This window comes from Novosphingobium sp. CECT 9465 (assembly GCF_920987055.1).
Taxonomy (GTDB): Bacteria; Pseudomonadota; Alphaproteobacteria; order Sphingomonadales; family Sphingomonadaceae; genus Novosphingobium.
On the sequence record NZ_CAKLBX010000001.1, the window covers coordinates 2903560 to 2924014 of the forward strand.

Below are 20455 nucleotides of genomic sequence, written 5' to 3' on the forward strand. Positions count from 1 at the left end.
ACCTCCAACGAAAGGACCTCCCATGGCCGCCACAAAGATCCTCTGGGGCCAGATCATCACCGTCTTCCTGATCGTGCTCACAACGACCTGGACTGCGACAGAATGGGTCGCTTGGCGTTTGGCCTTTCAGCCAGAACTGGGTGCCCCATGGTTTCGGCTCTTTGGCTTTCCAGTCTATGCGCCGCCGTCGTTCTTTTGGTGGTGGTTCGGCTTTGATGCCTATGCCCCGGCCATCTTTGTCCAAGGCGCCTACATCGCAGCATCCGGCGGCTTCATCTCGGTCGCGGTCGCCATGGCAATGTCCGTCTGGCGCGCGCGGGAGGCAAAGAAGGTCGAGACCTATGGCTCGGCGCGCTGGGCCGAACCGAATGAAATCAAGGCAGCCGGTCTGCGCGGTCCTGACGGTGTCGTTCTCGGCCGTTTCCGCCACGACTATTTGCGGCACGACGGCCCGGAGCATGTGCTGTGCTTCGCGCCAACACGATCCGGCAAAGGCGTGGGCTTGGTAGTCCCGTCGCTCTTGGCTTGGCCCGGCTCGGCAATCGTTCACGACATCAAGGGCGAGAACTGGCAACTCACCGCAGGCTTCCGCGCCCGTCATGGCCGCGTACTGCTGTTCGATCCAACCAACGCCAAATCCGCCGCCTACAACCCGCTGCTCGAAGTCCGGCGCGGCGAATGGGAGGTGCGTGACGTCCAGAACATAGCCGACATCCTCGTCGATCCCGAAGGCAGCCTGGAGAAGCGCAACCACTGGGAGAAGACCAGCCATGCGCTGCTGGTGGGGGCCATCCTCCATGTCCTCTATGCCGAAGCCGACAAGACACTCGCCGGCGTCGCCGCGTTTCTCTCCGATCCCAAGCGCCCCATCGAATCAACGCTCGCGGCGATGATGACGACCACGCACTTGGGAAAGAACGGCCCGCATCCGGTCATCGCCAGTGCAGCGCGAGAATTGCTCAACAAATCGGACAATGAGCGATCCGGCGTGCTGTCGACGGCCATGTCATTCCTTGGCCTTTACCGCGATCCCGTGGTCGCAGCCGTGACCCGGCGCTGTGACTGGCGCATCACCGACATCGTCGATGGCAAACGTCCCACGACGCTCTACCTCGTCATCCCGCCGTCCGACATCAACCGGACCAAGCCGCTCATTCGGCTCCTGCTCAACCAGATCGGGCGCCGCCTCACCGAAGACTTGCAGGCCAAGGGCGGCAGGCATCGGTTGCTGTTGATGCTCGACGAGTTTCCAGCGCTTGGCCGTCTCGACTTTTTCGAAAGCGCGCTGGCGTTCATGGCGGGCTATGGGCTGAAAAGCTTCCTCATCGCGCAGTCGCTCAACCAGATCGAAAAGGCCTATGGCCCTAACAATTCGATCCTCGACAACTGCCATGTTCGCGTGAGTTTCGCGACCAACGACGAGCGCACCGCCAAGCGGGTCTCCGATGCCCTCGGCACCGCCACCGAAATGAAGGCGATGCGCAACTACGCTGGGCACCGTCTTTCGCCATGGCTCGGCCATTTGATGGTGTCGCGATCGGAGACGGCTCGGCCCCTGCTGACTCCGGGCGAGATCATGCAGCTTCCGCCCGCTGACGAGATCGTCATGGTTGCCGGCATCCCGCCGATCCGAGCCAAGAAGGCGCGCTATTTCGAGGATGCCCGGTTCAAGGAGCGCCTGTTGTCGCCACCTGCCTTGGCCGCACCAAAGCAGGCTCAGCCAGACGACTGGACCAGTTTGCCGCTGCCAGCGCAGCCTGCGAATGCCGAGGCATCGATAGCCAATGCGAGGGAGGACGACGATCCGACCGATTCAGAGCGCCGGCACCAGCCCGAGCTGAGTTTGACCCAGCCTGTCGAGAGCCGACCGCCCATCGCTAACGAGTTCGAGATCGACGGCGATCACAATGACGAGGGCGATGAGTTGCCCGCGCGGAACCGGGCGCTGACCGGGATCATGCAGAGCGTGGCTCGGCAGGCCTCGCTCGACTTTGGCGATGGGATGGAGATCTGACCCATGACCATCCGCAAGAAGAAGACGCAGATTTCCGTCTATCTCGATCCCGATGTCATGACGATGCTGGCCGATTACGCCGCGCGCCGCAGCCATTCCCAATCCCTGGTCGCCGAAGCTGCTATAGCCTCGTTCCTATCGCCCGACGCCGCCGATCGCCGCGAAGCCGCGCTCGGCAAGCGTCTCGACCAGATTGATCGTCGGATGGCGCGGATGGAGCGCGATACCGGCATCGCGATCGAGACATTGGCGGTCTTCATCCGCTTCTGGCTTGCGACCACTCCCGCTTTGGCTGAACCAGCAGCACAAGCAGCCAGGGCGAAGGCAGGGCAGCGCTACGATGCCTTTGTCACGGCACTTGGTCGCAGATTGGCTAAGGGGCCGAGGTTGCGGCAGGAAATCCCGGACGACGTTTCAATCGATGCTGGGGGCGGTGCGGCGCCTTGAGCAATCACCGCAATGATATCATTTTAGATAGATCAGAACGCTCCGAAAAGGCGCATTTCGAACCTGAAAAATGGAATAGCCGATATTTCAATGCGCCGAAGTCTGCGTCCGGGAGAGGCCAGTTAAAGTCATTCCGTGTTCCACGCTTGAACGTCCGGTCATACGGCGGAACCGGTCATTAAAATGCAACTGAGCAGCCGGACGGCTGTGCGATAAAGGTAGCCGAGCCGATTGGACGCGGAACGGTTTCAGTCGCGTAAGTCAAACAGAGCTGGGGAACCATCCCACGCCGAATACAGGTTCTGACCGTTCCAATAGCTCACATCGCCGTCGCGGACTGACCGCTTCGCGCGGAAGACGGTGTCAGCCGTCAGGCGGTCAAGGCATGCCGGACCGATCTCAGGCACTTCGCGACCCCTCTGCCCGTAGCCATCGTCTGATATGGTCCGGGATGGGATCGCCATCAGCAGCGCCGCGTGCATTGTCTCCTTCAGGACGATCGCAAACTGATTCATGATGACGGTGTAGCCTGTTCGTGCGTGGACGATGCGCGAATCCCTGGGCGCGAGGCGCTGGATGAGCCGGGAAACCGCCTGAGGCGTAACCAGCTTCGACTTGTCGCGGATGATCCCGTCCCTCGCGTCCCTGCACCAGTCGCGCACGTCGGCGGAGGTGGCGAGCGCCATGGGGATGCTAGTCCGGCCGGCGAACTTCCGCGCCGAGGGGAGGTAGTCGGAGGTCGTCACGAAGAGGCTCCTTTGAGCCGCTTCGACGTCGGCGACGCCATGCAGCGCAGCGACTGCGGACATGTCGATCTTGTTTCTGGGGGCGTATCGCTTGGCCTGCACCAGCGTGAGAATGTCGCCCAGCGGATCCCTCTGGAGCACTCGGACGTCGATGCCGCCGTCGTTTGAGCCCGGGCCCAGCTCGCAGGTGAAGCCTTGGGCTTGGAAGATGCGGAACAGCAGCGTCTCGAACTCACGCCAGGTGAGGCGATGCAGATCTTCTGGCCGCTTCGCGAAATGCGAATACAGCTCGTCGTGAACGTCCGCGACGTCCTGTTGCACTAGGCCGCACACCCACTGCCAATTCTCGCGATCGAGGAAGGGTTGGAGCAGCGGGCTGTCGTCCTCGAGGTATATGTGTGCGCTGACGCTGTCGCTCCGCTCATACCAGAAGCCCTGACGCTGGAGCAGCTCGACGAACTCCATGTCGAGACCCTCGAAGTCGCCGTCGAGGGCACGTCCAAGGTCGCCGTCGAAGTGAAGGATCGTGACCACGGGGGTTTCCCCAGGCTCACCGTCGATCCGATCGGCATAAGTCTGGAAACCGCAATCGACCCATAGTTCATGACGGGTCGCCCACTCCTGTATGGAGCGCTGGAGGTCGGCGACCACAACGTCGAGTTCGGCATCGGTCGGCGCCGATGTGGAAGGGTTTGGATCATGGCCGACAGGCATGTCGTGCTTCCGAGCCTGCTCGATATCGCATGCTTGCGTCGCTCCTGCCTGTAAATCGGGCCTCATCCGACATTCCGGCGCGTCCTCATGAGGCGGCATGCGAGCATCTGATCGTCCCATCGTGTAGCGAACGTCTCGGATATCTCGAACCAGCTTCCGTCGTTGCCGGCTCCGTGGTTGCGTCCCATGCAGGAGCACTGGCACTCGTGGCCGACCGCGTTCAGGCAGGCTGGCGAGCACTTTTCCTGCTCGCGGTAGGGTTGGATCACGTAGACTGCGCCGAAGGTCGCGAGCGCGCGTTCCACAAAGTCGTTAAACCAGGCCTTGGGTATCTCCCAGCAGCGCTTGCCGGCGATCCATGCCGGCGACGTGCGTCTGTCGTTCTGCAGCCAGGACCGATTCGTTTCCGCGTATGGAAGTCGCAGCCGCAAGAGCTCTCCCTTGCCGGTCCTGCGAAGGATCACCGGGATCTCGCGCTGGTTCCAGATGCTTGTGAGTTGCTCCGCGTCCATCCCGATTGCCCCCAGGTCGATCGTACAACCGTCGGCGGGTGGGTCGGGATCGAGGGCAACTTCGGTCCCGTCCCTTTCGGATCGGTTCCACATCACTCTCGCCGATGAACTGCCACTCGTCTATGCAGTATCTGTAGAAAAGGGGGCTCGATGTTTCTCAAGCGCGTGAAGTTGGCTAACTTTCGTTCCTTCGACGATGCGCATCTCGAACTGCAGAAGGACCTGACGGTTCTTGTCGGCGAAAACAACGGCGGGAAGAGCAATGCGATCGACGCGATTCGCTTGGTGACGCTCCCGCTGGGTGGTCGTCGGGAGATTTACTGCGAGCCCACCGATGTCCGCTTCCAGTGCGGATCCACACAATTCGAGCTGGAGGCGCATTTCGCGGAACTCTCGATAGGCCAGCAGGGGCGCCTAATCTCTGCCGCCACCGATGCCGGTCTGACGAATGCCTGCTTCGGACTGCGCTACGATGGCAGTCGGCAGGGGGCGAGACCGCAGCTGTGGGCCGGCAAGGACGGAAACGCACCCGAACCGAACTGCCATGACATGGTCCGGCACGTCTATCTGCCGACGCTGCGCGATGCGAAGCGGGCGCTCGCATCCGGCAACCCGACTCGCATCATGGCTCTCCTGAACCACTTCCTCGAGGGAACGACCGCCTCCGATCTCGCGAAGGAGCTTGCACGGACGCGCAGGCACGACGTGCTGGTGAAGGTCGACGATGCCGTCGAAAAAGGCCTTTCGGCCTTGACGGGCGGCGTGCGCCGGCAGGCCGCGACGCTCGGCTTCGCGTCGGACGAGGGGTTGATCGACATCGCCCGCGATCTGCGCTTCAAGCTCGCCGATCACGGCGTCGATCCTGAGGATCTGCGGTACTCCGGGCACGGCTACGCGAACCTGCTCTTCATGGCGATCATCGCGGTCGAGTTGGAGAAGGTCCGGAGCACGGACCTGACTCTGTTCCTCGTGGAGGAGCCGGAGGCGCATCTCCATCCGCAACTGCAGGCCGCGGTCCTGTCGTTCCTGCGTGAGCAGGCGGAGCAGTCGCGGAAGAGCCTCCCGACCGACCACGGTCCCGCGGGGGAACTACAGGTGGTGGTGGCCACGCATTCGCCGAACCTCTCAGCTTGGGTCAGCAGCGATAGGCTGGTGGTGTTCAAGTCGGTGATAGCGTCGGCAGGGACGGCGGAAGCGGATGAGCTGCTCGAACCCGGATCAATCGACGCCAGCATCATCGAGGACGTCCTCGGCCATGATGCGGATGGCGATGGCGAGGCGGCCGCGGCGTCCGTCGCGGAGGCGATCTCGGCCGTCGTACCACGTCGTGCGACACGGTGCCTGCCTCTCGCCAACATGCCGCTTGAGGATCTCGATCGCCGCAAGGTCGACCGCTACCTTGATGTCACGAAGGCGGCCCTCCTGTTCGGCGGACGGGCGCTGCTCGTTGAAGGTATAGCCGAGGCGCTGCTCCTGCCGGCCATCGCGAAGCACCATGTTCTGAAGGACCACCCGGAGAAGCTCCGGCTCTTCAGGTCCGCCGTGTTCATACCGATCGATGGCGTCGATTTCGCGCCATACGTGACGCTACTCCTGACCGAACTGGAGGGCGCAAGGATTGCCGACCGCGTCGTGGTGATGACCGATGGCGACAGGGGGCTGAAAAAGGAGAAGGACGACGAGGAGGGAGCCGACGACGTTCCGGATGAAGGGACCGAGGCACCGGCGGAGGAAACCGAGAAGCTCCACGAAGCCGCGGAAGCCCACGAAGCCGAGGAGGTCTCCGAGGTCGAGGACGACGCCGCCGACGACGGGCTGATTCCAGGTGAACGGAGGAAGCAGGCCTTGGAGAAGCTAGTCGGCAGACTAGGCGCGATCGACTACTTCGCGGCGGTCACGAGCACCTATTCGCTGGAATCGGAGCTGATCGAGGCGGGTAACGCGGACCTTCTGGAGAAGGCCTACCTCGAGTTACATCGACGCTCGAAGAAGAAGTGGCGCAACGCCATGAAGCTCGATGGCGACGAGCGCGCTGCGGCGATCCACCGCATTTTCAAGAATGCTCGGAAGGGCGACTTCGCCCAGGTGTTGGCGCGACTAATCGAGGACGGCGAGAAGCTCGCAGTGCCACCCTACATCAAGCACGCCATCGAGCAGTTGGTGGCCACGTGAGCGAAGATTACGCGCCGACCAAGGAGCAAGAGGTTGTGATCGGGCATAACGGCCCGGCTTTCGTGACCGCCTGTCCAGGTGCGGGAAAGACGCGGACGATGGTCGAGCGGGCTCGACTTCTGCTGTCGGACGGGCGGGATCGCCGCGGGGTCGCCTTCCTGTCGTTCACGAACGCGGCGGTCGACGAACTGGAGGTGCGCCTCCGGAGCTTCGGGATCCTGCCGACGCCGCTGTTCCCCAGCTTCATCGGCACCTTCGACAGGTTTCTCTGGCAGTTCTTCGTAGCGCCGTTCGGAATGGAGGGCTGCGACGTCGCGCCCCGGCTGATCCCAGACAAGGGCGACTGGGTCGTGCAGCCCTATGAGAAGATGCAGGAGCTCCCTCTGAAGGCGTTCGACCGCAAGACAGGAAGATTGAACCGCGCAATCGCCGCCGAGGAGGGCTTTGACGCGGATCGCGACGCCACGAAGCACGAGGCTCTCGCACTCAAGATGCTGGCCTCCGCCCGCTCAAAGGGGCATGTCGATTTCGAGGACGTGCGCACCTGCGTGAAGGGACGGCTTGCCGACAAGGCCTTCGCCGAGCGGCTGGGGAAGGCCCTCGCAGCCCGTTTCAAAGAGATCTTCGTGGACGAGGCGCAGGACTGCAATCCCGACGACCTCGAGGTCGTGCAGTGGCTTCGGACTTCGGGGCTTATCGTCAAGGTGATCTGCGATCCGAATCAGTCAATCTACCAGTTTCGCGGAGGGATCACCGACGAGCTCGACAGGTTCGCCGATCGCTTCGAGGATGGCGACAGGCTGCCGATGAGCGGAAACTTCCGATCGACGCCGGCGATATGCGCCGCGATCGTCGGATTGAGGCCGCCCTCGGCACACGGCGTGCCGGACCGTGCGCTCGGGAGCCACAAGGCCGATTCCACCGCTATGCACATCCTCTCATACGGTGGAACATCGGTGCCGGCGGCGATCGGCGTAAAGTTCGGCGAACTCGTAAAAGCGCATGGCATCGCGGTGGCGGATGCGCCCATATTGGCCTCGAGGCTACAGAGCGCAGCCCGGGCGATCGGGCATCCTGTCTCGAAGGACACGGTGCACAAGACCCTGCTCCTGGCCAGGGCCGCCACTGATTTCCACTTCTCCTTCAGCCTGGGCAACCGGCGCGAGGCGCTGTCCAATCTCCACCGTGCGATCCTGCTGGTTCAGGGGCGGATCGAGACCGCTGGCGACTATCACCGACATGTGTTGTCGGAAGGCCTGGAGGACGGTCGTTGGCGTCCCGAGATCATCGATGCTGCGGCGACCCTGAAGTTCTCGCCGGGCATGTCCGCCGATGCGTGGCTCGACAAGGCCCGCTGCGCATTGGCACCCGGACTCGCGACACCCGGCGGCATCAGGCAGCGGCTGAAGTCTAGCAACGAGCTGCTGGCCGCCTTGGCCACTCCGCCCGCAGATGCGCATCCGGCGCGGACGATCCACTCAACGAAGGGCCTGGAGTTCCCCGCCGTGTGCGTCGTCCTGACAAGCAATAAGGCGGGAGGCATTCTCGATCATCTGGAAGGGGCGGCTCGTCCCGAGTTCGCAGAGGACGCCCGCAAGATCTACGTTGCGGCGTCAAGGGCGGAAAGGCTTCTCGTGATGGCGATCCCGAAGAGCCGAGCGAAGCGATTGGAGACCCTTCTTCAAGGGAATGGCTGCTCGACGGCCCGTCACGACATCTGACGAGGCGGTCCATTCGCACCCACACGGCTATTCAGAGCTGGACCGGACAGCTGGTCGCACTTGAGTGGCGCGCTTAGTTCAAATCCCACTCTGGAAATATTGACGACTTGCTGTCCTTCTCCATTATGATGTTGGAAACGAAGAGAGCTGGGGCCGCGCTCTTCGAAACAATCGAGAAGGTCGGTTCTAAGAATTTTGTGCGGCTGAAAAGCCTGCGTCGCTAGAAACTAAACGAGGGGAAGCCGGACAGGTATATTGTTGTCGGCGCCTAGGGGTAAGTGATGACCGACTTTCGTTTTCTACACGCCGCTGACATCCATCTCGACAGCCCGCTCCGTGGACTGTCGCGGTATGAAGGGCTACCGGAGGACGACATCCGCGGCGCGACCCGGGCCGCTTTCGACAATCTCGTGCAGCGGGCTATCGACGAGGCTGTCGATTTCGTAGTGATCGCCGGCGACCTGTTCGACGGCGATTGGAAGGACATGGGCACGGGACTCTACTTCGCCCGCGCCATGGGGCGGCTGAACCAGGCCGGCATCCCCGTCTTCCTCCTTTCGGGCAATCACGATGCGGAGTCGGTGCTGACCCGGAGCGTCCCCTGGCCGCCCAACGTGAGGCTGTTTGGGGCGAGGCGGCCGGAGACGCACACGCTTTCCCACCTCGCCGTCGCGGTGCACGGCCAGAGCTTCGCGACGCCAACCGTGATGGACAACCTCGTGCTCGCTTACCCCGACGCAACCGACCACCACTTCAACATTGGGATGCTCCACACTGCCTTGGCAGGTCGACCGGGGCACGCCGCATACGCCCCGTGCAGCCTCGATGACCTTAAGTCGAAGCACTACGACTACTGGGCGCTCGGCCATGTCCACGAGCACGAAATCGTCAGCGAGGCCCCCTACGTCGTGTTCCCCGGCAACACGCAGGGTCGCACGATCCGCGAGACAGGATCGAAGGGCGCCGTTATCGTGACGGTTGAGGATGCTCAGGTCACCACTGTCGAGCGCGTCGAGCTCGACGTCCTGCGCTGGATCCGTGTTGAGGTGGACTGCACCGACGCGACGGCGGATGCTGTCCCATCACTCATGCGCGCGTCACTCGTGTCTGCCTGGCAGGACAACCCGTCCGGCCTGCCGCTCGTCGCGCGGGTCTCGCTGACGGGACAGACCATGGACGCCGGCGCACTCCATGACGGCGTGTCTTCTCTCCGCGACGATGCCCGCGCGGTGTCAGCGTCGATATCACCGGACCTGTTCATCGAGAGGGTGAAGGTGCTGGTCTCGCCGCCTGCACAGGCGCAGCAGATGGTGATCGGCGACGACCTCGAGGCTCTCATTAGACAGGCGCCGACAGACCCCAACCTAGCCGCCCTGCTGGCCGAAGACCTCGCCCCGTTCCTTATCGCCGCCCAGACTTCGCTCGGCCAATCGCCGGAAGAGGCCGATGACGAGGGCGTGCGGCGGTCCGCGAGCGATGGCAACTGGACGGCGGTATTGGAGACGGCGACGCTCGCACTCCGATCGCGTTTGACCGGGGAGGCGTAGAGATGCGCTTCGTCAACCTCGCGCTCGAGCGTTATGGCCACTTCGACAACTGCACGCTCTCCTTCCGCGGTGGCGAACCCGACCTTCACGTGATCTACGGCGCAAACGAGGCCGGCAAGACCACGTCTATGGCGGCCGTATCGGACCTGCTGTTTGGCTTCCCAAGCCGGTCGCCCTACAATTTCATGTACGACTACTCGTTGCTAAGAATCGGCGCCGTCCTCGAAGACGAGGGTCAGACAATGGCCTGCCGACGCAAGAAGGCCACCAGCGGAACGCTCCTCGGTTCTGACGATAAACCCATCGACGAGGGCCCACTGCTGGCGATGCTCCGAGGTCAGACACGAGAAACATTCGGCCTATCGTTCAGCCTCAACCAAGAGGGCCTGCGCGCCGGCGGTAAGGCGATGATGGAGGCGCGCAACGATCTCGGTAGAGCGCTGTTCGCCGCCGGATCGGGCCTGACCGGGGTATCTGACGAGCTAGCACGCCTTGAGGAAGAAGCGGACGCCATCTGGGGTCCACGCGCGTCCAACAAGAGGTCGTTCACCGTCGCGCAGCGAGAGCTCGAGACGAACGCAAAGGCCATACGCGAGCGGTCGTTGAGGCCGAAGACCTGGCTCGACAGCAAGGCGGCGGTGGCGACGGCGCAGGCCGCGCTGGAGGACGCCAGGGGACGGCGGGACGAGTTGCTTGCCGAGATCAGCCGAGCGGAGCGGATACGGCGAATTGCTCCCTCGGCACGCCTTCGAAAGGACCATCTGGCGGCACTAGCCGAATACAGCGCGACCGTTGACATCCCGGCACAGCGCGAAAACATGGCTGAGGCCGCGATGGCCGACGCGGCTTTGGCAACGAGGGCGAAGGCCGCTGCCGCTAAGCTGGCCGACGAGGCGACCAAACGCATGGAGGCGCTGGTTGCCGACGCGGAGATCCTCGCCCAGGCCGACCTGATCGACGAATTGGTGACGGCTTCGGGCGCGGTCGCAAAGGCTGGCAGCGACATGGTGCGGCTGACTACCGAGCAAGCCACGCGCGCTGGCCGGATCGAGCGCCTCCGGGAGGAGGCCGGAGCACTGGCGGCGGATCCACCGTCCCGGATCGCCAGTGCTAAGCTGCGCGAACTGGCGCTAGCGCATGTCGAGGACAAGTCAGCGCTCAGTCAGATATCCGAGAGCGAGCAGGAGCTTGAGGAACGGCGGCGGACTGCACCAGGCATTGCGCCGACGGTCCAAGACGGCTCGCCGGACGAGCTGAAGACAGTGGTCGCCGCCGTCGACGCAGGACGCGCGCTTGGCGTCGACATCGACGCCCGATGCCTGACACTGCGGAGGACCGCCGATTTGGCCGCCGCCACGTTCGCCCAGGCACTCGTCCGGCTCGTGCCATGGAATGGCGACGCTGCGTCACTTCTCCAACTCCCAAGGATCGGCCAGATCGAAGTCGACGAAGCGCGGAAGGCACTCTCCGACCTGACCACCGAGGTCGACCGCGAACTGGCGACCGCGGCGCGCTCAAGAGAAGAGGCGGCCGCGCTCTCCCTTCAGATGGAACAACTGGCGTTGGGCAAGGCCGTATCGGGCGATGAAATCGCGAGCGCGCGGACCGAGCGCGATGAGCGCTGGCGTCCGCTACGCGGTCACGTCCTCTCAGAAATCTGCATTGATGCTCCCAATGAGGCCGTCTCCGCATTCGAGGCCTCGCTCGCTCAAGCCGACGAGCGCAGCGATCGCAGGTTCGCGGCAGCTGACGAGTCCAGTCGACTGACCGACATGGGCAATCGCGTCGCAAAGCTGCTGCTGGATGCCGATCAGGCGGACATTCGTGCCGGGACTTTCGCCGAGCGACGGGAATCAGCGCGAACGGCGTGGGGTGAGAGGCTCACCGCCGCAGGCTATCCTGACATGGAGCCAATCCGGTTCCTTGCCTGGAGCACTGAGAGGGCCGCTGCGGAATCGGCGCACGCCGCTTCCGTCGCTGCCGCCGAGGAGGCCGATGCGACCATTGCCCGAAGGGCGACGGTCCTCGAGGCGCTCGCCTCATGCCTGCCTGAAGGCAATGCCGCACGTCTGGGGAGCGAAGTCGCACCCGCCTTGGCCTCCGCCGAACGCTTAAGGACCGACTTAGAGAAGGCGCAGCAGCAGCGACGGCTTGACGAAGCCGAGGCAGCGCGGATTGAGCAGGATGCCGAAGTGCTTGGGCGGCGCAGGAAGCGGCTCGAGGATGCCGCATCCACGCGTACGAACCGGTGGCGACAGGAGCTTGAGCAGACCGGGCTCAGCCTCGAGATCGAGAGCGCGATCGCCACGCTCGACGTGCTCGACGAACTGCGTGTCCAGATCGCTGCCCAGGCAGACTTGAAGGGACGGCTAGACGGCATGGTCAGGGACGCCAGCGAGCACGACTGCAGGGTCGGTGCGGCGGCGGACGCGGTGGGCATCCCGGCTGCGATAGAACCTGGCGAACGACTGTCTCTGATGCGCGCTAGGCTCACAGCCGCGCGGTCCACCGCCACCGTCCTCGACACCCTGCAGGCCACGGTCAGCAGCCGCTACGACGAGATGGCGGCCGAGGAGGCAAAGTTGACGGCCGCGCTGGATTCGCTGGCCGCCTTGATGGAGGAGACGGGAGCAGCGGACATCGACGAGCTGACTGGCGCGATCGAGCGCTCGCGGGCGGCTCGGGGTCTCCGCGCGTCGATTGCCGACACCGAGACGGCGATTAAGTCCGCCGGAGACGGAAAGGGTCTGGATGAACTTCTCGATTCACTCGAGGGTGTCGACCCGGATGGTCTGGCGGCCAGAACACAAACTCTCTCGTCGGAACTCGCCGACCTCAACGCGGAAGTAGACGCGGCGGCGGCGGCACATGGGGACGCGCAGAGGGCGTTCGGGAGCCTCGAGCAGGTGGGCGACAGCGCAGTGGACGCCGCGTCCGACGCTGACCGTGCCCGCGCAGAACTGACCGTCCTCTCCGAGCAGTACATCCTGAAACGAGCCGAGGCGGTCACGCTGCGCTGGGCGATCGAGCAGTATCGCGAGCGTCACCAAGATCCGATGCTGCTGCGCGCGTCCGAGCTCTTTTCCACCCTTACAATCGGACGCTACACGGCGCTGAAAATCGACAACGATGCAGGCGCACCACGGCTGCTCGGGATGCGAGACGACGGCAAAACCGTGGTCGAAGTTGGCGCCATGAGCGAGGGTACGACAGATCAGCTCTTTCTGGCATTGCGTCTCGCCGCAGTCGAGCAGTCCGTTGCTTCTGGTATCCGCCTGCCATTTCTCGCCGACGACCTCTTCGTCAACTTTGACGATGAGCGATCGGAGGCCGGGATCCGCGTTCTCGCGGAACTGGCCAAGTCCACGCAGGTGTTGTTCTTCACTCACCATCCCCACCTCGCGTCGATCGCGCGTTCGGTAGTTGGTGCTGACCTTTACTCAGAGTGCTCGCTGGCTTGAGATCGGCAAGAAAGCGATGAATGTCGGTTCTCTACATGAGCTGTCCTTCAGCGAATGGATTGGGAACGGCAGCAAAGTTGAAGGGTTTCGGGCGCCGCGAGGCGTACGAAGGTCTCACATGTACGACCCGCGGGAGGTAGGCGTTGCGCTATGGGGATTTCGGGTCGGCGCCCTGGGAGATATGGCGCCAGAGCTGACGGGGCACACCATATGGGCACCAGATGGTCGGCATGTTTAAGCGCTTCCTGACCTCGGGCAGGTGCACCTTCCCGCTATACCTCCACTCAAAGTCGCGGCGCTCCATCGACATAGTCTTCAAAGGCGTAGTCGTTGAGAAACTGGCGGCGCCACAGGTAGCCGCGATCGACCTCGCTCAGTTCGGCTTCATCGCAAATGGCACTCCACAATCCGGTGATCGTCGTGATCTGATTGTCGATCAAATCTCGGGCGTCCCGGTCGCTCAGCAGGAAATTCGGTGCCGAAAGGCGGCAGGTTTCCAGAAGGCTCCGCTTGTCCTCGCCGTTCACCAGCATCGCCTGATTGGCCTCCCGGCCGTTACGCGGCTGCGGGCATATGTCGTAGGCCTGGGTAAGCGTGAGAAGGGCGCCATCCCAGAACGCCGCATGGTTGCGGGCATGGTCGTCCGTATTGCCCGTCAGCACATTGAAGACCAACCGGCCGAACAGTTCACGCAGTGTCGCTTGCGGATCGGTGAAGCGCGCGCGCACCATTTCGGCCAGATCAACGTAGCTCGCATAGCGAGCCTGCATTTCGCTTAGACCAAACATCGTCAGAGCCGAGACCATTGCGCGGCGCGTCCAAGCAGTTCCGTTCCAGTCACGGTCGAACCGGCGCACCAGAAGCACATCCTTGCCGCTGGCCTTGGCAAGCCGGACAGGTGCGACGTTCAGCCCCGCTTCTGCTGCCAGGCGCATGGCAACGAACTCCGCCTTGACGACTGACATGGTGTCGTTGGTCGCCGAAAATTTGGCGATGAACTTGTCCGCGCCGTCCTGGATCAAGGCTTTGGGGCGTGCGCCGCCGATGGAACTGCCATGGAACAGCGCCTTTTCGAGAGCCGGGGGAATGGGTTCGCCCCGCTCCACCCGTTCGGCCGCTTCCAGAAGCTCCTCAAGCGTCGCATTTTCCTGTTCGCGCGGTTGAAATCTATCCGCTGACGTCTGGAAATCGAGCGCACCGATGCGGTCGGAACCAGAATTGAGCATGAATGTCAGTTCGCCGAAATCGACGTTGTGCGCTGCCTCACCGCGCAGACCCGTCAGCCGATTGATGATGACCCGGCGCCCCCATGCGTCAGGCGCGCCGTCCCTCAGGCACCCGGCCATTTCAAGCGGGGCGTCGGGCGCTATCCTGCCGCGCTGGAGAGGTAATTCGGGCGCATAGATGGGTATGGCGTCAGCCCGCTCCAGATAGGAACGACCATAGTTGAAGGCATAAAGGCCGCCCTCCAGCTCGATCCGACCGGCGATGACGGGCTCGAGCGCGCCAGGCAGCCATATCCACACGAAAGCTTCGGTGGCTGGTGGGACAGGACCTTGGGCGGCACCAACTGCCGCAGCGGGCTGATGTCGGTCAGAAGTCATCCTTCACCTCCGAGCGCGGACGCCGCACTGACTGGGGAAGGAGCGCCAACTTGTCGTTGATCCGCGAAATTTCCGGAGCAAGCCGCGAAGGCTCGTCGACGAATAACGGCACGCCCACGAGTGTCGCAGCCTCGAACACCAGCCCGATTTCCACCTTGGCGTGACCCTTCTCGATCAATTGCAGCGTGCTGCGCGCAATGCCGACCCGGGCCGCGAGGTCCGCTTCCGACATTTTGCGCTGCTTGCGTGCGAGACGAATGAGCCCTCCCATCATGGTCAGCGCTTCGCGCGTCACGCGCGAGTAAGTGCGGGGATGCTCGTTCATATGAACCTCAATGCCGGTTATGGCGGTCATGAAATGGCTTCTCGACCGCGATAACGGTCAATATCATGGAGAAAGTTAAAAATCAATGGAATGACCGCGACGGCGGGCACCAGCGCCATTCATGCAGGTTATATCGGTCATTTCTGCAAACCCGCCATGATTCGACCAGTTCCTGCGACCATCGGCCTAGAAGAGGAGAGAACCTGGGCTCTCGCCGTGCACGAACACCCCGGAACTCCGCCGTTTTCCTGTATTTGCACCCCACAGTACTACTACGACCGAAAGCTGTTGAACCGGCCCAATTTCTGGCTCTCTTAATCATCCTCAAGCCGGGGAGCGCCTGTTCTCCCCGACGAAAACGGGGACCCGATGGCGGCTTCACATCACAATTCGGAAAGATCGGCACGAGGCGCGCGCATGCTGCGCACCGCGCTCGGCCCCGCCATTGCCCGCCTGCTGGAAGACCCTTGTGTCGTTGAGGTGATGCTCAATCCAGACGGGCGGCTGTGGATCGATCGCCTCTCTGAAGGCCTGTCCGATACCGGCGAGCGCCTCTCAGCCGCCGATGGCGAGCGCATCATTCGTCTGGTCGCGCACCATGTCGGCGTCGAGGTGCACACCGGCGCACCGCGCGTATCAGCAGAACTTCCCGAAACGGGGGAGCGGTTCGAGGGGCTGCTCCCGCCTGTCGTCGCGGCGCCTGCCTTCGCCATTCGCAAGCCCGCCGTCGCGGTCTTCACCCTCGAGGATTATGTCGCTGCGGGGATCATGGCTGAAGGCCAGGCCGAAGCGCTTCGGGTCGGTGTTGCGACCCGTGCCAACATCCTCGTCGCTGGCGGCACCTCAACCGGCAAGACGACGCTCACGAACGCACTTCTGGCCGAAGTCGCGAAAACCGAAGATCGCGTCGTCATCATCGAGGACACGCGCGAGCTGCAATGCACCGCGCCCAACCTCGTTGCCATGCGAACCAAGGATGGCGTCGCATCGCTCTCCGAACTGGTCCGCTCGTCGCTGCGCCTGCGCCCGGACCGCATTCCAATCGGCGAGGTGCGCGGAAGCGAAGCCCTTGATCTCCTCAAGGCATGGGGCACCGGCCATCCCGGCGGAATCGGCACGATCCATGCCAGCAGCGCCATCGGCGCGCTGCGACGGATGGAGCAACTCATCCAGGAAGCCGTCGTCACCGTGCCCCGCGCGCTGATCGCCGAAACCATCGATCTCATCGCCGTCCTCGCTGGGCGCGGCACCTCTCGCCGCCTCGTCGAACTCGCTCGCGTCGAAGGCCTCGGTCCGGACGGGGACTACTCCGTCAGCCCCATCATCCCTCAGCCCGCACAAGGAGCTTGCCAATGAACCTGCCTGTCCGCCGTCCCACTCACCGTCTGGCAACAGCCATGTCCGCGGTGATCATCACCGCCATGATGGCGCCCGCAGCCCACGCCTCAGGCTCCTCCATGCCGTGGGAAGCCCCGCTGCAATCCATCCTCCAGTCGATCGAAGGCCCAGTCGCCAAGATCATCGCGGTGATCATCATCATCACCACCGGCCTGACACTGGCGTTTGGCGACACCTCGGGCGGTTTCCGCCGCCTGATCCAGATCGTCTTCGGCCTCTCGATTGCCTTTGCCGCATCGAGCTTCTTCCTGTCGTTCTTCTCGTTTGGCGGCGGGGCGCTCGTCTGATGATCGGCAATGCCGATCAGGGCGGCGAGATCGCGGGCTATACCGTCCCGGTTCATCGGGCGCTGACCGAGCAGATCCTGCTCGGCGGCGCTCCGCGCGGCCTCGCCATCCTGAACGGCACGCTTGCCGGCGCAATCGGCCTTGGCCTGCGCCTTTGGCTCATTGGCATAGGCGTCTGGGCCATCGGCCACGTGATTGCCGTCTGGGCTGCCAAACGTGATCCGCTCTTCGTCGATGTGGTGCGCCGTCATCTGCGCATCCCCGGTCATCTTTCCGTCTGAGGGGGCTACCGTGTTCAACCTGGCCGAATACCGCAACCGAAACAGCCGGCTCGCCGACTTTCTGCCATGGGCGGCGCTGGTCGGCGAAGGCATCGTCCTCAACAAGGACGGCAGCTTCCAGAGGACTGCGCAGTTCCGGGGACCGGATCTCGATTCCGCAGTCCCCGCCGAACTCGTCGCCGTGGCCGGACGGCTCAACAACGCCTTCCGGCGCCTCGGATCAGGCTGGGCGATCTTTGTCGAAGCCCACCGGCATGCCGCCGCACACTATCCCGGCTGCCGGTTCCCCGACGCAGCCTCAGCGCTGGTCGATGCCGAGCGCAAAGCCGATTTCGAAGAAGCCGGGGCGCACTTCGAGTCCGCCTACTACCTCACCATCTGTTATCTGCCGCCCGCCGAGGATGCCTCCCGCGCGGAAAGTTGGCTCTACGAGGGCAGGGAACACGGCGGTGCCGACCCCGCCGAAGTCCTGAGCGGCTTTGCCGATCGCACCGACCGCATCTTGCGCTTGATCGAAGCCTTCATGCCCGAATGCCACTGGCTCGGGGATGCCGAGACGCTGACCTATCTGCACGCTTGCGTATCCACCCGGCGGCACCGTGTCCGCGTACCGGAAACGCCGATGTATCTCGATGCGCTCTTGGCCGATCAGCCGCTGACCGGCGGCCTCGAACCGCGCCTCGGCGCATCGCATCTGCGCGTTCTCACCATCACCGGTTTTCCGACGGCGACCACGCCGGGCCTGCTCGATGAGCTCAACCGCCTGGCCTTTCCCTACCGCTGGTCAACGCGCGCGATCCTGCTCGACAAGACCGACGCAACCAAACTGCTGACCAAGATCAGGCGGCAATGGTTCGCCAAGCGCAAGAGCGTCGCTGCAATCCTGAAAGAGGTTATGACGAACGAGGCCTCGATCCTCGTCGACACAGACGCTTCCAATAAAGCAGCCGACGCCGATCTCGCGCTTCAGGAACTCGGCGCAGACTATGCCGGCATGGCCTACGTCACGGCGACCGTCACGGTCTGGGACGCAGATCCCCGTACCGCCGATGAAAAGCTCCGGCTCGTCGAGAAGGTCATCCAGGGCCGCGATTTCACGGCCACACCCGAGACCATCAATGCGGTCGATGCCTGGCTCGGCTCTCTGCCGGGGCATCTCTATGCCAATGTCCGGCAGCCGCCCATCAGCACTTTGAACCTCGCCCACATGATACCCTTGTCAGCGGTGTGGGCGGGGCCGGAACGGGACGAGCATTTTGCAGCGCCCCCACTGCTCTTCGGCAAGACCGAAGGCTCGACCCCGTTCCGGTTTTCCCTTCATGTCGGCGATGTCGGGCACACGCTCGTGGTTGGTCCGACCGGCGCGGGCAAGTCCGTCCTGCTCGCCCTCATGGCGCTTCAGTTCCGGCGCTACGCCGGTGCTCAAGTCTTTGCCTTCGATTTCGGTGGTTCGATCCGCGCGGCCGCGCTCGCCATGGGCGGTGATTGGCACGATCTTGGTGGCGGGCTCACCGACGCCTCGGACACATCCGTCAACCTGCAACCACTCGCGCGCGTCGACGAGCTTGCCGAACGGGGCTGGGCCGCCGACTGGATCGGCGCGATCCTTGCGCGCGAAGGCGTGGCAATCACACCTGACGTGAAGGAATACATCTGGACGGCGATTACTTCTCTGGCCTCGGCGCCGGTCGAGGAACGGACCGTTACCGGACTTGCCGTCCTGCTCCAGTCCAACGACCTCAAGCAGGCACTTCGGCCCTACTGCGTGGGCGGCGCTTATGGCCGCCTTCTCGATGCCGAGGCCGAATATCTCGGCAGCGCAACGGTACAAGCCTTCGAGACCGAGGGGCTCATCGGAACCGGCGCGGCTTCCGCTGTCCTGGCCTACCTGTTCCACCGGATCGAAGACCGCCTCGATGGGTCACCGACGCTGATCATCATCGATGAAGGCTGGCTGGCGCTCGATGACGAGGGGTTCGCCGGTCAGCTGCGCGAATGGCTCAAGACACTGCGCAAGAAGAACGCCAGCGTCGTCTTCGCCACCCAGTCGCTGTCCGACATCGACGGGTCGCCAATCGCGCCGGCCATCATCGAAAGCTGCCAGACCCGTCTGATGCTGCCCAACGAACGGGCGATCGAGCCCCAGATCACGGCCATCTATCGCCGTTTCGGGCTCAACGATCGCCAGATCGAGATCATCGCGCGCGCCGCTCCCAAGCGCGACTATTACTGCCAGTCCCGTCGTGGCAACCGGCTCTTCGAGCTGGGACTGTCCGATGTTGCACTGGCGCTCTGCGCAGCCTCGTCCAAAACCGATCAGGCCGCCATTGCGAAGATCCTCAGCGAGCACGGGCGCGAAGCCTTCCTCCTTCAATGGCTTCGACACCGCGGGCTCGGCTGGGCCGCTGACCTCGTCCCCAACCTCACCAACCAGGATAAAGCCCCATGAAACTGCGCCGCTCGCGCAGCGTTCGGCTCATTGCCGCGCTGCTTGTCGCCCCTGTCGCCCTCACGCCGATGCTGGCCGCGCCCGCTTATGCCCAATTCGGGTTTGGCGGGATCGTCTACGATCCGTCGAACTACGCACAGAACGTGCTGACGGCGGCGCGATCGCTCCAGCAGATCACCAATCAGATCACGTCGCTGCAAAATCAGGCGCAGTCGCTGATCAACCAGGCCCGCAATCTCGCGAGCCTGCCCTATTCCGCGCTCCAGCAGCTCCAGCAGTCGGTGCAGCGCACCCAATCGCTCCTGAGCCAGGCCCAGAACATCGCCTACGACGTGCAGTCGATCGATCGCGCCTTCCAGCTCAAATACGGCAGCACCGCCATGTCGGCGAGCGATACCCAGCTCATCACCGATGCACGCGCGCGCTGGCAGAATACCGTCGGCAGTTTGCAAGACGCGATGAAGGTGCAAGCTGGCGTGGTCGGCAATTTGGGCACCAACCGCTCCCAGATGTCCGCTCTCATCGGCCAGAGCCAGGGTGCAACCGGTGCCTTGCAGGCCGCACAGGCCGGTAATCAGCTCCTCGCGCTTCAGGCTCAGCAGCTCGCCGATCTCACCGCCGTCGTTGCTGCCAACGGTCGGGCGCAGGCGCTCCAGTCAGCCGAACAGGCGGCCGCCGCTGCGCAAGGGCAGGAACAGCGCCGCCGGTTTCTGACCCCCGGCGCGGGCTACCAGCCCGGCAACGCCAAGATGTTCCAGCCCGGTAACTGAGGCCCGA

Annotated in this window: 15 protein-coding genes; 11 read left to right on the forward strand and 4 right to left on the reverse strand. The window is 63.6% G+C overall.

Going from position 1 to position 20455, the window contains the following annotated elements; translation table 11 throughout:
• Positions 1 to 22: 22 nt before the first annotated feature.
• A complete protein-coding gene (locus LUA85_RS14215) occupies positions 23 to 2014 on the forward strand; it encodes a conjugal transfer protein TraG (protein WP_231470942.1) in 1992 nt (663 codons plus the stop codon).
• A gap of 3 nt (positions 2015 to 2017) precedes the next feature.
• A complete protein-coding gene (locus LUA85_RS14220; protein ID WP_231470943.1) occupies positions 2018 to 2461 on the forward strand; it encodes a CopG family transcriptional regulator in 444 nt (147 codons plus the stop codon).
• Positions 2462 to 2709: 248 nt separating this feature from the next.
• On the opposite strand, the gene LUA85_RS14225 is transcribed toward LUA85_RS14220, so the two are convergent.
• Positions 2710 to 3921, reverse strand: a complete 1212-nt coding sequence (locus LUA85_RS14225) for a restriction endonuclease (protein ID WP_231470944.1) — start codon at positions 3919 to 3921, stop codon at positions 2710 to 2712.
• Between the two features lie 62 nt (positions 3922 to 3983).
• On the reverse strand, positions 3984 to 4526 hold the full coding sequence (locus LUA85_RS14230) for a hypothetical protein (protein WP_231470945.1): 543 nt from the start codon (positions 4524 to 4526) through the stop codon (positions 3984 to 3986).
• 57 nt (positions 4527 to 4583) lie between these two features.
• On the opposite strand from LUA85_RS14230, the gene LUA85_RS14235 reads away from it, so the two are divergent.
• From LUA85_RS14235 to LUA85_RS14250, 4 genes are all read left to right on the forward strand, one after another.
• Entirely contained in the window at positions 4584 to 6605 is a 2022-nt protein-coding gene (locus tag LUA85_RS14235) for an ATP-dependent endonuclease (RefSeq protein WP_231470946.1), read from the forward strand.
• Positions 6602 to 8326: a UvrD-helicase domain-containing protein gene (locus tag LUA85_RS14240; protein ID WP_231470947.1), complete on the forward strand. Its 1725-nt coding sequence runs from the start codon at positions 6602 to 6604 to the stop codon at positions 8324 to 8326. Before LUA85_RS14235 ends, LUA85_RS14240 begins: the two co-directional genes overlap by 4 nt.
• Positions 8327 to 8607: 281 nt before the next feature.
• Positions 8608 to 9873: a DNA repair exonuclease gene (locus LUA85_RS14245; RefSeq protein ID WP_231470948.1), complete on the forward strand. Its 1266-nt coding sequence runs from the start codon at positions 8608 to 8610 to the stop codon at positions 9871 to 9873.
• A 2-nt stretch (positions 9874 to 9875) separates the two neighbouring features.
• On the forward strand, positions 9876 to 13334 hold the full coding sequence (locus LUA85_RS14250; protein ID WP_231470949.1) for a YhaN family protein: 3459 nt from the start codon (positions 9876 to 9878) through the stop codon (positions 13332 to 13334).
• 284 nt (positions 13335 to 13618) lie between these two features.
• Here the strand turns inward: LUA85_RS14250 and LUA85_RS14255 are convergent, their stop codons facing one another.
• Both LUA85_RS14255 and LUA85_RS14260 read right to left on the reverse strand, forming a co-directional pair.
• The gene (locus LUA85_RS14255; protein ID WP_231470950.1) at positions 13619 to 14938 is read right to left on the reverse strand and encodes a type II toxin-antitoxin system HipA family toxin; all 1320 of its coding nucleotides are present in this window, start codon (positions 14936 to 14938) and stop codon (positions 13619 to 13621) included.
• Complete coding sequence (locus tag LUA85_RS14260; protein WP_200859915.1) at positions 14928 to 15293, reverse strand: helix-turn-helix transcriptional regulator; 366 nt, start codon at positions 15291 to 15293, stop codon at positions 14928 to 14930. Before LUA85_RS14260 ends, LUA85_RS14255 begins: the two co-directional genes overlap by 11 nt.
• Positions 15294 to 15632: 339 nt before the next feature.
• On the opposite strand from LUA85_RS14260, the gene trbB reads away from it, so the two are divergent.
• From trbB to trbJ, 5 genes are read left to right on the forward strand one after another with little or no spacing between them, the layout of a single operon-like run.
• On the forward strand, positions 15633 to 16619 hold the full coding sequence (trbB, locus tag LUA85_RS14265; RefSeq protein WP_231470951.1) for a P-type conjugative transfer ATPase TrbB: 987 nt from the start codon (positions 15633 to 15635) through the stop codon (positions 16617 to 16619).
• Positions 16616 to 16948 (forward strand): TrbC/VirB2 family protein, encoded by a 333-nt coding sequence (locus LUA85_RS14270; protein WP_253073877.1) that lies wholly within the window; start codon positions 16616 to 16618, stop codon positions 16946 to 16948. Before trbB ends, LUA85_RS14270 begins: the two co-directional genes overlap by 4 nt.
• Positions 16948 to 17229, forward strand: a complete 282-nt coding sequence (locus tag LUA85_RS14275; protein WP_231470952.1) for a VirB3 family type IV secretion system protein — start codon at positions 16948 to 16950, stop codon at positions 17227 to 17229. Before LUA85_RS14270 ends, LUA85_RS14275 begins: the two co-directional genes overlap by 1 nt.
• Positions 17230 to 17239: 10 nt before the next feature.
• Positions 17240 to 19678 carry a conjugal transfer protein TrbE gene (gene trbE, locus LUA85_RS14280; RefSeq protein WP_231470953.1) on the forward strand — a complete coding sequence of 813 codons (2439 nt, stop codon included), beginning with the start codon at positions 17240 to 17242 and terminating at the stop codon, positions 19676 to 19678.
• A complete protein-coding gene (gene trbJ / locus LUA85_RS14285) occupies positions 19675 to 20448 on the forward strand; it encodes a P-type conjugative transfer protein TrbJ (protein ID WP_231470954.1) in 774 nt (257 codons plus the stop codon). The genes trbE and trbJ overlap by 4 nt, the downstream gene beginning before the upstream one ends.
• Positions 20449 to 20455: the final 7 nt, after the last annotated feature.

Excerpts from the sequence above, each read along its gene's own strand:
- LUA85_RS14235 (WP_231470946.1), top strand. The coding sequence starts at position 4,584 with ATGTTTCTCAAGCGCGTGAAGTTGGCTAACTTTCGTTCCTTCGACGAT.
- LUA85_RS14230 (WP_231470945.1), bottom strand. The coding sequence starts at position 4,526 with ATGTGGAACCGATCCGAAAGGGACGGGACCGAAGTTGCCCTCGATCCC.
- LUA85_RS14260 (WP_200859915.1), bottom strand. The coding sequence starts at position 15,293 with ATGACCGCCATAACCGGCATTGAGGTTCATATGAACGAGCATCCCCGC.
- LUA85_RS14245 (WP_231470948.1), top strand. The coding sequence starts at position 8,608 with ATGACCGACTTTCGTTTTCTACACGCCGCTGACATCCATCTCGACAGC.
- LUA85_RS14275 (WP_231470952.1), top strand. The coding sequence starts at position 16,948 with ATGATCGGCAATGCCGATCAGGGCGGCGAGATCGCGGGCTATACCGTC.
- LUA85_RS14215 (WP_231470942.1), top strand. The coding sequence starts at position 23 with ATGGCCGCCACAAAGATCCTCTGGGGCCAGATCATCACCGTCTTCCTG.
- LUA85_RS14250 (WP_231470949.1), top strand. The coding sequence starts at position 9,876 with ATGCGCTTCGTCAACCTCGCGCTCGAGCGTTATGGCCACTTCGACAAC.
- LUA85_RS14220 (WP_231470943.1), top strand. The coding sequence starts at position 2,018 with ATGACCATCCGCAAGAAGAAGACGCAGATTTCCGTCTATCTCGATCCC.
- LUA85_RS14255 (WP_231470950.1), bottom strand. The coding sequence starts at position 14,938 with ATGACTTCTGACCGACATCAGCCCGCTGCGGCAGTTGGTGCCGCCCAA.
- LUA85_RS14225 (WP_231470944.1), bottom strand. The coding sequence starts at position 3,921 with ATGCCTGTCGGCCATGATCCAAACCCTTCCACATCGGCGCCGACCGAT.
- trbB (WP_231470951.1), top strand. The coding sequence starts at position 15,633 with ATGGCGGCTTCACATCACAATTCGGAAAGATCGGCACGAGGCGCGCGC.
- LUA85_RS14270 (WP_253073877.1), top strand. The coding sequence starts at position 16,616 with ATGAACCTGCCTGTCCGCCGTCCCACTCACCGTCTGGCAACAGCCATG.
- trbJ (WP_231470954.1), top strand. The coding sequence starts at position 19,675 with ATGAAACTGCGCCGCTCGCGCAGCGTTCGGCTCATTGCCGCGCTGCTT.